Here is a 13,857-nt window from a genome sequence, read left to right as displayed (position 1 = left end):
AAGGTTGATTGTCATTTCTACTTTTCGGGAGAAATGACAATAACTGCTTGTCTTTTTTTATATTGTTTCAATATTCTAAGCCATTTACATGTATAACGAAGAAGCAAAAAATATTGCCAGATATAATAGTCTTTCGAAAGCGGTGTTGTTGCTCACAGAAAAGCGAAATAAATCAACGTTAGCTGACCGTGGTTATTTGAGAAGGGTATGGGAAAAAATTGCTGAAAGTGGAAATTCTTCGGACAAAAATATAAACTCCTATCTTAATACCAAGACAATTGAGCGCTGGGAGTATTTCTTTGATTCGATAGTAACAACCAAAGAACCGAAGCATCTTAAAATCGCCTATTTATGTGGCCCCGATCCATTAAACGATTTAAACGTGTTAACAAAATTGGGAGTATTACAAGAAAATATATGGGCAATTGAATCCGATAAGAGAACGTATGAAATCGCAGTTGATAGTTTAATTGCTGCAAACTTCCCGTTTTTGAAGATTATTAGATCTGATTTTAAATCATTTATCGAATATACACCTATTCGATTTGATATTATCTACCTTGACTTTTGCGATACGATTTACAGCAGAGCAGATGGACCAAAGAATCTCGAAACTATAACTGCGATAGCTAAACACCAATCGTTAGCTAGCCTGGGAATACTAATCACTAATTTTGCCTTAGTTTCAAAAGAACAAGACGAAAAAGGGTTTGAATTATTATCAAAATTCGCAGCAGGTTATCTCTATCCAAAATCCTTCTTAGAGGTCAAAGATACGGGCCGATTCGGTGATGGTGTGGAAGCAGAGGGAATTTATGAAGATGAATTTTTTGATTTAGTAAAAAACGATTTGGCACCATATTATAGCCAATTTGTGACACGTGTTATAATGGACATATTCTGTCTGAACGTTCATGTTGATCGGTTTATGAATAATCAAAAACAAAGAAATTTATTTTTTGACAAATTGCTTTATAAAAATAAGCCGCGATATATATTAAGAAAGAAGGTAGAGTCACTATTTACATATCAGCGAAATGGCGGTGGTGGCGACATATTTGTTGATCACGGTTCTTGGGCCTTGCCTTGGTCGTTTGCTTATTTCCTTGGTTTTATCCTAGTTAATGGGGATGATAAAGAAATATCGGAACATGGCCCAAAATTCATTAATCAACTCACATCCTACAGCAAGAACGGAAATGATTTTTTTGAAAAGATGACGGCTTTCTATTATCTTAAAGATGAAGATCCAGATTTGGAAATATTCTACTCTAATTCGTTAAAAAGAATCGCTAAGAATTGGAAGGCGTTTGAAAAACATATTTTTTGCGATGTATTCTTATTTCATCAACTCAAAGATTTAATGATTAGGCAAATTTCTATGCCTTACCATATCAATATTGCTAAAAGCAGGCGTTGGAGATACAAGGCAAAGAATACAGAAATGTACATGGATATGCTGGTGTTTGATGAATGCAGGTATTTGTATGACTGGATGCCAACCATAGATATGCTAAAAGATAACTTGTCCAACATTGAAAATGAGTTGTCGTTTAGATATGTTTTAGACGCTTTAGGAAAGCATAAACGTTGGTATTTCGACGAATTTTTTTCGGGCACTGCCATCATAGATCAGCATACGAAGAAGTTTAGGGCTAAAATGCTGCGCAAAAGAAAAGAGATAAAAACATCGTAGATGTTAGTCACCTACGTCAATGCGTCGGAATATTTGATTATTAAATAATTAACTTTCATTGAGTAATAATACAGAATATGGGTTTAAATTCTTAGGCTGAACCAATCGTTCGTGGAATTAATGACACTTAGGTAATTTAGGCTTTGAGGCTAAATTTGACCATAGTATAGCAAGCTTATATATTAAAGCACGTTTGGCGTGTCTTAGACTAGTAATCCAGTGAAAGTCGGTTAGGTTCGGAATTTTCGACTGATTAACGTCTAGTTGGTTTCAAGCTTACAATTATATTAAAGCTTCGTTTTTGAAGCGATAGAGAAATTAACTAACGAAATGTCTGTGATCGTTATCCTAAATTGTATTGAAACTTTGTTCAATTCCCATTTGTCTGATATTATCTAACCACTGATAAATCATGGTTGGATTGTATAACGGATCACCGTTTGCATCTTTTTCCTTTTCCAAAGCAATTGCCAATAACGCGTATTCATTTTCAAGTGACGTACTGAATATTCCCTGATCATCGGTGTTTATAGAGACAAATAGTTGAGGACAAACAGCAAGGTTTTCCGGGTCCGTTAGCAGGCCGTTATTATTAAATCTGATAATAGGGTGCTTTGCATAGCGTTTGAAGGTTCCAATAAGATAGTTGGAAGTTGGATTGCATTCAATACCAATATTCTTTTGACTGATAACTCTTTGATATTTGTTCTGCACTTTTTCAACTAGGTGAATGTACTCTGTAGAAATGTCGAACTGTTTTATCTGATTACCTACTTCTTTAACCTTAGGGTTATAGTGATATTGCTGATAGAGAAACTTAGCATCAATTGACCGACGAATAGCAGTTTCTAATGGAAAAAAATAATTTATTCTACATCGATCCCAGTAGGTATAGTTTATAATCCCGTATATATCTTGCCCCAAGTCTTCTAAGTACAATTTAGGATCATCGCCTCGCAGCTTCCAAGCATCGTAATAAGTTGAACTTGGAAAATGTTTGTTTTTGAACACAGAACTATCTAAACCATCCGAATAAATTTCCCTGAACAACGATTGATAAACAGAGTCTAGTCGAGCTATTTCTTCTAAATGGTTACTTATACCAAACTCTCGTACTTTACCCAGCAACCAAGCAATGTTATCTAGCAGCACTTGTTTAGGTAAAATGATCTTCCTTAGTTTGAAGTCATAGAATTCCTTAGCACTGATACCGAGAGCAAGTGCATGACCTAATCTATCACCTTGATTTAAATTTAAAAAGTTTATTGCCTCATCGATTGTCCGAATTCCGTCGATGATATCATAGAAATCTTCGCCGGCATGGAACGTTGCCATCAATCTAACTTCCTCTAAATCTTCCTTCAACCAACTTCTTCTACCGCTCAATTTATGGTCCTTCAAAAACCGAAAAGCCTGTGCAAAAACTTCTGGACGCGCATCAAATTCAGAAGATGCCGCATCTATGCCTCTTACTTTCGTCGCAAAAGCGGATGTTCCTTCTCGCAAATCAGTTATGGCTTTGGCCTGTTTAGCGACCTCCATTCTCAAGGCAGCGTGCCTTGATATAATCATGCCTTCCATTGACCCCGATATACTTTTGTCAGGCTTCTTTATAAAATGTAGCGTGTGAAAATGATTGTAAGTTGTGGCAACAGAATTTATAGCTGGTAAAGGTGTTTCAATCTCTAACGGTTTGAAAATATTTTTTGAAATAGTCCTCTCAACTTTCGACAACTGTGCTTGTAACTCACTTGCTGGAAACTTGGGAGCAAGTCTTGTTTCAAAACTTCTTATCGGTTGGAATTTAACTGTATCAGAAACAGCTAAATTTAAAAACACTTCTTCATATACCGAGTGAGACGGAATGAAAAGCTCTTTTCTGTCTTGATAACGAAGGAAGTTACCAAATCCTGTTGCTCCATTCAACTGCAGCAGTTCTTTCCTCAAAGCGTTTTTAATCAGTAAATATGTGTAGAATAATTCCTTACCTATTTCGAATCCTTGATTTGCTGAGTAAATTAGAGAAAAGCATTTATATAAAAGTAGTCTTTCGCCGCACAGCATTGCACTACCTTTATAATTGTAAGGGTGCAAATTCTTTGTAATTGCATAGTCCGGCACGACCGAACTCCCCCGAAATTCAACCTTATGCCCATAAATCTCCTTTAATGAGGCTATATCCCCTTGAATCCGAGACAGGTTAACAAGTAGCTCAAACGAGTCAATACGATTAGAAGGCGGAGAAAGGGTACGCTTAAAGGCAGTTTCCGTATGGGATATATAGTTAATAACTTCGAATAGGAACCTTCGGATAAATGCTGCTTTATAAACTAGGATTTCTATATCGGTTTCCTGTCCTTCAAATGAGGACTGAATTATCGGTGTCAACCTCGTGCTTTTCTTTAAGCGATCAAACTCTTTTTTTCTGCCTTGGATATTATTCATCAATGAAATCCACGCTAGATCAAAGACAGGTGCTGATCCTTTTAAATGAAAGTGATTCTCTGCTAAGCCTTTATTAAGCATTGCCTTTAACCTATTGTTAGTGGTGAAAACAACAGGCCTCCAAGCGAAATATTCACGTTTGCGGCCGGACCGATTATCCATGTAGGCGAAATACGACGTTGTTAGGACGTCCTCTCCAATTTCATAAGAAACGTCTCTCCACTTAAGCAAATGTTGGTAATGTATGTATGGCTCAGATTTTATTTCTGTTAAAATCTGCTTATTAAAATGATTTAATAGGTTGAATATAGAAAGCCCCGGTTTCTGAGGAGAATATACATCTTTAAACCAGTCACCTTTCAACTTTAAAAAGACATTCAGAATTTCATTTGTAGAATAATGACGAAATTGCTGGGACGCTTGTTCAAAGAAAAGCTCTTTCGGATAGTCGATCGAAATTCCATTACTACCGTTGTCAAACACGCGCTTCAAGATATAATCAATCGAAGTCTGCGTGAATATTGACTTTATTGATGTCCGAAGATTATCCATTCATTAGTTGCAATAACAATTCTTCAAACTCGATCAACCCTTGCTCAAAGTTCCTATTCATAAGATTCCGGCTCTTCGTCATCAGCCTGTAAATGTCACTATAATCCTTAAAGCTGTCAGTTACAGCAGTCATAGCCCGTTTAATAGCTGTTTGGGAGAGGCCAGAGGTCCGATTAAAATATTTTCTATTTTTGCTGAGTATTGTGCGAGCTAAATTCCCAAGGTTCCGCCGCCCGGCTTCGGTTTCCATACGAGTTGTTTGCTGTTCATAAACCCTATTCAACATTGTATTCACTTTTTGGAAATTTTTCTCCCAATAGGTAAATATTGGATTACTAATAAACCATTCTATATCAAAGTTTAGAAACGGATATCTCTTATTAATTGCATCTAAAGCCTTAGTTGAATTAGCTACCAAGTATTCAAAAAGTGTTTCAGCGAAATTGCCTAAAGTTTCTCGGTATGACTTGCTTAAAATACTCAGCTCGTTAATGAACTCTTGTAGAAAATGAGCATTAAAAAAAAGGTAATAAGACTTTGTGGGTGGCCAAATTTTTATTTGGTCTAACAAATACGATGGTTTGTCATCTTTTAAAATGATGTTTAAATTTTCTAGTAAATTTGAATGCCCTCCAAGATGGTATATGAATGACAAACAATTAAAAGTAGCGTAATCTACTGTAGGTCCAACTTTGTTTAAGAAGTTTCCGTCGTTGAATGATTCTGGTCTTTTTGTAGCAATCTCTTGCCGACCATAATTAGATATAAAGCATCCAAGAAACAACAAGTCATCTTTTGAAAGATCATGAGAAAAATAGCTCTTTTGCAATTCATTCATTCCACTAAATTCAAATACATCTCTCGTAAACCGCGTAGTAGCTTCTCGTGGAAAAATTGATCCCTGTTGTCTAAGTAGCTCGTTTTGCATAATGTAGTTCAATGCTACCCAATCTTGCTGATTGATAGTCGACCGAACTCTGATTGAATAGCAAGTTTTGATGTAAGCTATAAGGTTGAATGATTCTCTCTCTGTAATATCTAAGGAGTCCTTGGCTGCTTCTAGGTAGCCTAAGATAGTTCCAAAAGAATCTTTTGCAACTTTTAAGTTTTGAGGAACTGACAAATTATACTTTTCTCCAACCGATGTCCTAACCATTTCGTTCAAATACAATGGACTAATTTGTTCAATATCTTGAAATAACTGCTCTACTGTTGAGTCATCTAAGTTTCTGATTTCAGAATAGAAGTAACTTAAAAATTCGGCAATATTGCTTTCATTCAAACTATGTACGAATGACACTATATCTACTAGTTCTCTTATTGTGCCGGGAACTATAAAATTTTCGGGAACTTGAGGATATGAAATAAATAAACCTAACCTGTCATAAATTAGCTGTAATATTCCTTCATGAATCGTTTTTCCTTTTACTAATTCCTCGTTTCCTAATTTGATTTTGAATTTATTGACATATTCAGTCGATTTATCTGTAACAACTGATGTCAAAATTAACTTAGGGGTATTCTTTCTATGGTCCGTTGGTAGTAATTTCTCTAAATATTTATTCGCCGTTTCCCTTGCTTCTTTTTGTTTAAAAGATGCAAGTTCTTTAAATTCTTTGGAAATTTTTAGCTCGACAGATTGAGCTAATTGATCCATCTTGCAGGCGAGAAGAACGATCACGTTATCCTGTATTAAAAATTGCCTTATATCTTCCAGCATTGAATAGGCTTCAGAAATTCGAAGATCAAAGTCGTCAATGATGACTAAAAGTGTACCTTTTTCTTTTTTAAAATATTTAAGGTATTCGAGAACAAGTTCATGAAAGCTTTGCCGAAGATTCGTGCCATTTGCCAATTCCGCTAAGACATCAATAACTTCTTGCTCATAGATTTCTTTTTTTTCCTTGTGAACTGTTTTTAGGTTTTTGAATACTTCTTGAAACTGCTTTATAATTTTTCTTTTTTCTGATTGGTCACTTGTTTCTTTAGCTGCGTTAACATCCTTTTGAAAAGACAGGAACATTTTAGATATTATAATTTCAAACAGGGTGTCTTTTTGCGTAAATAAGGATGGGTCTACAACGTCAATCGAATGAAAATTACATGCTCTAATGATGGGATGATTATCAAATAAAGTACTCTCGAATTGAGAGTTAGAATTGTCTATTAAGGCCTGGGCAAAGGATAACATGGAAGAACTCTTACCCGTACCTCTTTCTCCAACAAAGGCAATAACATTATTATAATCGCTCTCTTGAAAAAACTCGGACTTCTTTTTCTTTGATCGCTGTTGATTTAAAATTTCGGAGACATTTCGGGCGGCACTCAAATACAAGTCCTTAAATACTGAGGTATCTAAGTCTTTGCCTTTTTCAAACTTGATTTTATATTCGTTTCCAATCTGGATTTCGAGTTCGTTCATTTAGAATTGTGATATTTTAGGTGATCTAACAAAACCCTAATATACATGAATCTGCAACAATCAGCGATTGTAAGATATTTTTAGTTACAATTTGAATCTAGTGAGCGAAAGCAACTAACTGCTAAAACATTTTTTTAAAGGATTGATTATTTCAAGAATGACAGATGTTCACAAGAAGGAAGTTAGAAGTTATAATATGTCTCGCATCAAGAGCAAAGGGACAAAGATTGAGATTATGCTTGCCAAAGCTCTTTGGACAAAAGGTGCACGCTATCGCAAAAATGATATTACAATTTTCGGGAAACCCGATTTTGTTTTCAAGAAATTGAAACTTGCAGTCTTTTGTGATAGCGAGTTCTGGCATGGTAAAGATATTGCCGCGCTTGAAGCCCGTATTGGAACGAATAAAGAATTTTGGATAAACAAGATCCGGCGCAATGTTGAACGTGACAGACAAGTTAATGAGCACCTTACTGCGCGGGGCTGGACAGTTCTACGATTTTGGGAAAAAGATATTAAAAAAAATACTGAGCAGATCGCTGACTGTGTCTGCTCAGTATTGATCAAGCTAAAACAGACTCCATATAGCAATCTAAAAACTCCTCTGTAACTCCCCTTAACTTCCGCTTTTGGCATAAAGCGTAGAGCTCTTCTACTGCAGAATATGGAAAGTACTTGGTGTCCAAGTCTTTGAATTGTGGGTGACTTGCCTTCTTAACTACATCTTCGCGATCTTCGTCAGCTGCCACGATAACGTATCTTACATTTTGTAACGGTATAAATTTATCTTTAAATCGCTTCATCCGGACAAGACCGCTTGTTACACCAGTAGAATGTTCGACCTCCATAACGGCCGGCATCAGTGACCCGTTTTTAAACCAAATGCAATCAATAAGCAGAGCCTCGTGAGCTGCGTCCTGGTAAGCAGTTAAAAGTCTTTCGTCTTGTAAACGCTGAATTACGCCATCGTATTCACCTATTCTCTTGTTGTTATAGAGGATTCCCTTGTCATTTTGGGCAATCCAAGTCCGGAAATTAAGTTGTTTACCAATAAAATATAACGCTATTTGAATTTGCGCATGCCTTCTCTTAACATCAATACTTATATCCGATAAGTCGGAAGAGTCAGTCACAGGTGTAGCGAGTGAATCGTAATAAGCGTCTGCTTGCGGAACCTCGGATATGATGATATCTGAATCATGTTTTGTAAGCACGCCCGCTCTATGTGGTGAATCAGGTAACCATATCAAGTGCTTATGCCCACTTTGTACTGTTGAAACGCCTCCCATATTCTCAATTCTGCCAGGATAACAAAAATAAAACTGCGGCGTATGTGCTAATAAAGCTTCTAACACAGATCTTGTGTTATAACTACCACCCAATACCCTGTCAAAATTAATCGGCCTTCCTGGAGAAAATGCATTTGCAACTCTCCAAATCATTTCTGTAGAGATAGTTTCCTCTTTTGCAGAGGCGTAAGTCTCGCCTTTTGCTGGAGTCCACCTTCTTATCCTAATCGGCCCTTGGTGGTTGTCTGCTGAAATAATTCTTATTTGGCCTTTATTCTTAGTGTTGATGTAAGAATAAGCAACATTTTTGTCCAAATGATTTATGTATGCAACAATATTACTGGCTGTCAGCTTCTGCATAAACTGCTTTCTCGTTTACTAGATTAAGATTATCAATGAATTTATAAATGCTCAATGCGAGAGCACGTGCTGCAAGATACGGAACTCCATTGCCGATTGTTTTAAACATATCCGTAAGGGATATATTATTTGGTATAACAAATTCCTTTGGTAAAGATTGAATAGCAAGTGCCTCCGCGGCAGAAAGTCTTCTCGCTTTATAAGGATGTAAATGAACTTCATTATTTCCGTAAGCTGCAGTAGGCGAATACCTCCAACGATGCAATCTCTTATATGATTTCTTCAAATCATCGCCTTCTGAAATCGACTGAAATTTAGGCAGTCCATTTCTTGGGGTAAAGTAATGCTGTGCATTCGGATGATTTAAAACATCATTTTTCTCAAACCAATGTTGCACAGTAAGTTCTAAAAAGGTTTCTTCAGCAATTTCTTTTTTAATATCTTCCTCAAACGGACTTGTTGATGGCCATGAATATTTAAAAATATCTTCCTTGTGAAATACCTTATTAGCATTCCAGTCAAACGATGCAATTAAATCTTCACCATTGCTTTGAATTCTTGCGGATTTAAGAAACTGTTTACGAAAGCCAATTAGTATAATTCTTTGTCTGTCTTGTGGAGCACCATATTCAATAGCGTTTATAAGATTCTCAGTCAAAACATACCCCGCGTCATGTAGTTGATCCTTAAGGCTCTCAAAAAAAGCTCTGTGCTTCGCAGTTCTGTATAGTCCCTTGACGTTTTCAAATAGAAAGAAGTCAGGTTGTGTGTTACAGATTAGCTCAACATAAGTACCGGACAACTTTCCGTTTTCTCCATGCTGCCCTTTATTTTTGCCGCCCACTGAAAAATCCGGGCATGGCGGTCCGCCTATAAACCCTATTGTACCGAATCTTTCTTTTGCTTCTTCAATTTTCTCTTTAAGCTTTTCAAACTCGGCGCTATCATGGTAATCAGTTATGCTTTTTACTTCATGGCCAAACATTGGTTCCGGTATGCCCATGTTTTTACGGGCGCCACGGTAAATGTCCATGAACGGCCGATGATACTCATTGACGAAAGCGGTTTCAAATTTTTCAGTTCTTTCGAACCCTAAGTCTAAAAATCCCGCGCCAGCAAAAAATGAAAAAATCCCTATCTTCTTATCCATATTATAAAAACCTACTGCAAAGTACGTATATCTTCACTCATTTACATAATTACCTGTCTTTAATTAGCTGCTTGAAGATGTGCAAGTCGTTTTCAAAGAGTTGCCGCCTGGAAAAGAATCTATTACATTTTTTATAAATCTATATAGTAGCTAATAATAAGATCACTTTGCCAAATGAAGCGTCCAATTACTTTCACTTCGTTCTATTGATCGGTTTGAATCACATCGCTGTTTATACATGCTGTCACCTGCGTCTATAATGAGGCCAGTTGTGCACCTGCCCAATCAATTCATTGGATGGCAGCTCAGGGAAATGCTCTTCTACGTAATTCTTAAAAGCCGTAATCGTTTCCAGGTTGTCGTACCATTCCAGAGCCGTTAGGTAAAGCTCCGGCCAGACCCTGGTATGCAACATAAAGCTATAGAGTTGCAAATAAGGCGGAGCCTTCTCAAAAGCACCAGCTATTAGTTCCTGGTATAAGTCTTTATCCAGCATTCGTTCCAGCTCTTTCATCAAGTCATAGGTTACCACATGCTGTGTTCCCAACTTGATGAGCTCTGCTAGGTTGGGCAGCTTTCTATCATCAAAGAAAACGTACAGGTAATCGATAAAGTCAAACGCTGTCTCCTCACACATGTCTTTGCTAAAGTAGGCGTAAAACTTCCGGAAACCTTCGAGTGAAAACCCATTCCCGAACTTATCAATCACAAACCGGATCACCTTTTCTTCTTTTTCGATTGCAAGCGCCATATCTGGGCCTTTCGTCGTACCGTCAGGCAAAGTGACCCTGAACCGGGGCTTGGAGAACAGCTCGAAGTAATAGCTCTTGAAAAAGATGGTTTTGCGCTCGTAGGTCACCTGCACATACAGCGGGTAGGTCTGCTGTCCGTGGAAGTCCACCTGCTTGAGGCGCTCATTGAGGTAAGTTTTGTAACTGACTTTCTTCACTTTTTTAAAAAATAATTAACACGCTGTTTTAATTGGTTTTACTTATTCACGCCCAACCTTAGTTAGCAACCACCTACCAAACCATATCATAATCTATCAATTTGAATTGAAGCTTGAACTTATACAACACTTCAAATCTAAGCAATTGTTTTGACATATTTTATATTATCAAAACAAAGCTTTAAATTAGCTTTTAATCAAGCCGCTGTGCCTTGCCCTTAAGCAATAGTTGCTTATAAGCAAGAATGAAAAGCAGCCAGGTTATTTGATTATGCAAGATCACAAAACGATGAACGATGACGGTGAATGAGCTGATTACAAAAGAAGATTTGAAGGCCTTTAAGGCCGAGCTATTAGAAGAGATGCGCAGCATGCTGCAGCCGGATAGGGCGGAGAGCAAACAGTGGATCAAAAGCCAAGAAGTGCGCAGGCTGTTGGGCATCTCACCCGGCACGCTGCAAAACCTGCGCGTGAACGGCACGCTAAGCTATACCAAGGTAGGCGGTATCCTGTATTATAAGCAGGAGGATATAGGCAGGCTGCTGGAAGGAAAGGAGAAGTCATGGAAAGGCTGATGCCTATAATGGGCTTTTACGTTAAGGCCCAAGGTGATGTCCGTCTGTTGCCAACGCACCAGAGCCTGTACCTGGCACTGTTCTTCCTGTGGCGGCAAAGCGGCTGCACCGATTTGTTTACCGTCAGTCGCAGGGAGCTGATGCCGCTGGCGCGGTTGCAGTCTATTGCCACTTATCACAAGTGTATTAGGGAGCTTAAAGCTTTCGGTTACATCGAGTATCTCCCGACCTATAACTATTACGAGGGCAGTAAAGTCAGATTGATTTACGAAGGAGGTTACGAGGTATGAAGATACTGGACAGGTATAACAGCATAACTGCACCCAGGGGGCAGACTGGTCCTGCGGTAAAGGAGCAAGCCATGTTTCGGTATACCGAAACGGCTTGCCGGATCAGCACTGAAAGGTGCCTGCCGGAGGCTGCCGCACTACGTTTAGCAGAAAGGGGACATAGTGGCAAGGCCTAAAACGGATGAAGAGAAAAGGCTCGCCAAGGTGGTCCTCTTTAGAGTAACGGATGGAGAAATGAGCCAGCTGGAAACCGCCAGTGCGGCCTGTGGCCAGACCATCGGGCAACTGGTCCGGACCAAAGTATTTAAGGGCAAGTTTCCGCAGCCAGTACTGCCAAGAATAGAACAGCAAGCGGTGATTGAATTGAACAAGATCGGTGTCAATCTCAATCAGGTAACCAAAGCACTCAATTCAGGGATATGGCCAAAAGATATACTATCTCTATTAAGCAAACTACTTTGGGTTCTTGAAAGAATGCTGGATGAATTGTTAACGCATGATCGCAAGTCAAAAGATAGGTAAAAGCTTTATGGGCGCATTGGATTACAACCTGAAAAAACTATGCCACCCTGACCCTGACCAAAGGGCCGAGCTGCTGGATATGAGTTTTGTCGCTCTCGAGCGCAGGAGCATCCGGGCGCAGGTAGAGGTCGTCAAAATGCTTAAGCCCGCGCTAAAGCGGCATGTGTATCATACCAGCCTGAATTTCTCGAAGGAGGAAGTAGCAGTGCTAGATAATGATAAGCTGTTAGCAATAGCGCACGACTACCTTAACGGTATGGGATTCACCAACAACCAGTACCTCGTGTTCCGGCATTATGACGCAGAACATCCGCATGTACATTTACTGGTGAACCGCATCAGCTTTGATGGCAGCGTGGTGTCGGACAGTAACAACTACAAAAGAAGCGAAGCACTGGTACGGAAACTAGAAAAAGCGTATAACTTGATAGCAGTAGAGCAAAGTAACTACAAAGCAGTGGAGCACAGTAACTATATACCGACAGGGCTACAGATCAATAGAACAACAGTGCAACAGATCAGTGGAGCGATAAAGCAAGATAACAGTGGTACTGTAGAGCAAGGTAGCTCAATAGCAACAGAACAGCAGAACTATATATCAGAACGGGCACCAACGAAGAATGAACTGAAAATGATTGAACGCACTGGAAAAGTCTCAGATAAGATGTTGTTGCAAGAGCTGCTGAAGACTTTACTCCAAGAACGCCACGAGGACTTGCAGGCGTTTATTCGTAAAGGTGAGCATGCGGGCATTCACTTTCTGTTCAATCAGTCACCGGCTACAGGCAGGATAACCGGCATCACTTATTTCTATGAGAGCTTCAAAGTCACCGGCAAGGCCCTAGGGAATAAGTTTAAGTGGGGAGAGATAGCTAAACAGATCAACTATGAACAAAGCAGAGACAGCGCGGCAGCTGGCCAGGCAACAAGCCGAACAAAAGCAAAATACGGAGAATTCTCAGCCGCTAGAACCAGGCAACTATCAGCAGGAAAAGGCATTGTCTCGGCTGTTAGGAGCATTGAAACAGATCGAGTGGCATACACTGAACAACGAGAAAGCAACGGGCCAGTTAACGGACCAGCAGCAGCATCTGACGGCGAGGGTGAATACGCTGGAGCAAGTCGTGAACACGCAGCAAGCGAAGATCAGGAGTCTGTATCTATATCTCAGGATAACATGGGTGATCGTTATAATGATACTTGGTTATGGAGTTATACAGGTATTCAGATAGCCGACGATGAAGATGACGCACTGAAAAGGCGAAGAAAAAGCCGAGGGCGATAGTTTGTCGGAACCAAGGTCTTAAGAATAATATCCATTCTCATTTCCCGTCCAATGAAGAAACAAGCAACTGCCGCACGTCTACTTCCAATACTTTTGCTATTTCAAACAACGATTCAACGGTAGGTTGAATATCATTTGTGCACCATTTGGAAACGGTCGTTTTATTTCGCTGCAGCTGTTCAGCTAGCCAAATGTTGGTCTTTCCTCTTTCTGCAAGGACCGCTTTTATCCTATTGTAATTACGTTTTTCGGCCATTTGTGTAGCAATCACAGCTATTTTATGCCAATATAAGTAGGATAGAAAAATCCGCTTTTGCATACA

13 protein-coding genes are annotated in these 13,857 nt (G+C 38.9%); 7 read left to right on the top strand and 6 right to left on the bottom strand.

The window, feature by feature from the left end; all coding sequences use genetic code 11:
* Positions 1-88 precede the first annotated feature (88 nt).
* A complete protein-coding gene (locus KHS38_RS14715) occupies positions 89-1,696 on the top strand; it encodes an SEN1985 family protein (RefSeq protein WP_213489361.1) in 1,608 nt (535 codons plus the stop codon).
* A gap of 348 nt (positions 1,697-2,044) precedes the next feature.
* Here KHS38_RS14715 and KHS38_RS22465 read toward each other — a convergent pair whose 3' ends face one another.
* Entirely contained in the window at positions 2,045-4,624 is a 2,580-nt protein-coding gene (locus KHS38_RS22465; protein ID WP_213489360.1) for a hypothetical protein, read from the bottom strand.
* A gap of 61 nt (positions 4,625-4,685) precedes the next feature.
* Positions 4,686-7,115: a P-loop NTPase fold protein gene (locus KHS38_RS14705; RefSeq protein ID WP_213489359.1), complete on the bottom strand. Its 2,430-nt coding sequence runs from the start codon at positions 7,113-7,115 to the stop codon at positions 4,686-4,688.
* A gap of 157 nt (positions 7,116-7,272) precedes the next feature.
* On the opposite strand from KHS38_RS14705, the gene KHS38_RS14700 reads away from it, so the two are divergent.
* Positions 7,273-7,725 (top strand): very short patch repair endonuclease, encoded by a 453-nt coding sequence (locus tag KHS38_RS14700; protein ID WP_213489358.1) that lies wholly within the window; start codon positions 7,273-7,275, stop codon positions 7,723-7,725.
* Here KHS38_RS14700 and KHS38_RS14695 read toward each other — a convergent pair.
* The 3 genes from KHS38_RS14695 to KHS38_RS14685 all read right to left on the bottom strand — a co-directional run bounded on the left by KHS38_RS14695 (position 7,679) and on the right by KHS38_RS14685 (position 10,863).
* The gene (locus KHS38_RS14695) at positions 7,679-8,764 is read right to left on the bottom strand and encodes a type II restriction enzyme NmeDI-related protein (RefSeq protein WP_213489357.1); all 1,086 of its coding nucleotides are present in this window, start codon (positions 8,762-8,764) and stop codon (positions 7,679-7,681) included. The two genes, KHS38_RS14700 and KHS38_RS14695, sit on opposite strands and share 47 nt — an antisense overlap.
* On the bottom strand, positions 8,742-9,914 hold the full coding sequence (locus tag KHS38_RS14690; protein WP_213489356.1) for a DNA cytosine methyltransferase: 1,173 nt from the start codon (positions 9,912-9,914) through the stop codon (positions 8,742-8,744). Before KHS38_RS14690 ends, KHS38_RS14695 begins: the two co-directional genes overlap by 23 nt.
* 244 nt (positions 9,915-10,158) lie before the next feature.
* Positions 10,159-10,863 carry a hypothetical protein gene (locus KHS38_RS14685; protein ID WP_213489355.1) on the bottom strand — a complete coding sequence of 235 codons (705 nt, stop codon included), beginning with the start codon at positions 10,861-10,863 and terminating at the stop codon, positions 10,159-10,161.
* Positions 10,864-11,159: 296 nt separating this feature from the next.
* Here KHS38_RS14685 and KHS38_RS14680 point away from each other — a divergent pair, with 296 nt between their 5' ends.
* From KHS38_RS14680 to KHS38_RS14660, 5 genes are read left to right on the top strand one after another with little or no spacing between them, the layout of a single operon-like run.
* Entirely contained in the window at positions 11,160-11,438 is a 279-nt protein-coding gene (locus KHS38_RS14680) for a helix-turn-helix domain-containing protein (protein ID WP_213489354.1), read from the top strand.
* Entirely contained in the window at positions 11,426-11,728 is a 303-nt protein-coding gene (locus KHS38_RS14675) for a hypothetical protein (protein ID WP_213489353.1), read from the top strand. The genes KHS38_RS14680 and KHS38_RS14675 overlap by 13 nt, the downstream gene beginning before the upstream one ends.
* Complete coding sequence (locus KHS38_RS14670; protein WP_213489352.1) at positions 11,725-11,904, top strand: hypothetical protein; 180 nt, start codon at positions 11,725-11,727, stop codon at positions 11,902-11,904. Before KHS38_RS14675 ends, KHS38_RS14670 begins: the two co-directional genes overlap by 4 nt.
* Positions 11,891-12,250, top strand: a complete 360-nt coding sequence (locus KHS38_RS14665) for a plasmid mobilization protein (RefSeq protein WP_502887935.1) — start codon at positions 11,891-11,893, stop codon at positions 12,248-12,250. Before KHS38_RS14670 ends, KHS38_RS14665 begins: the two co-directional genes overlap by 14 nt.
* On the top strand, positions 12,225-13,535 hold the full coding sequence (locus tag KHS38_RS14660) for a relaxase/mobilization nuclease domain-containing protein (protein ID WP_213489350.1): 1,311 nt from the start codon (positions 12,225-12,227) through the stop codon (positions 13,533-13,535). Before KHS38_RS14665 ends, KHS38_RS14660 begins: the two co-directional genes overlap by 26 nt.
* A gap of 37 nt (positions 13,536-13,572) precedes the next feature.
* On the opposite strand, the gene KHS38_RS14655 is transcribed toward KHS38_RS14660, so the two are convergent.
* Positions 13,573-13,854: a helix-turn-helix transcriptional regulator gene (locus tag KHS38_RS14655; protein WP_249665421.1), complete on the bottom strand. Its 282-nt coding sequence runs from the start codon at positions 13,852-13,854 to the stop codon at positions 13,573-13,575.
* Between the last annotated feature and the right edge of the window lie 3 nt (positions 13,855-13,857).

It is taken from the genome of Mucilaginibacter sp. Bleaf8, from assembly GCF_018390515.1.
GTDB lineage: Bacteria > Bacteroidota > Bacteroidia > Sphingobacteriales > Sphingobacteriaceae > Mucilaginibacter.
The sequence above is the reverse complement of the archived record's forward strand: the minus strand, read 5'-3'. Positions and strand labels throughout refer to the sequence as shown.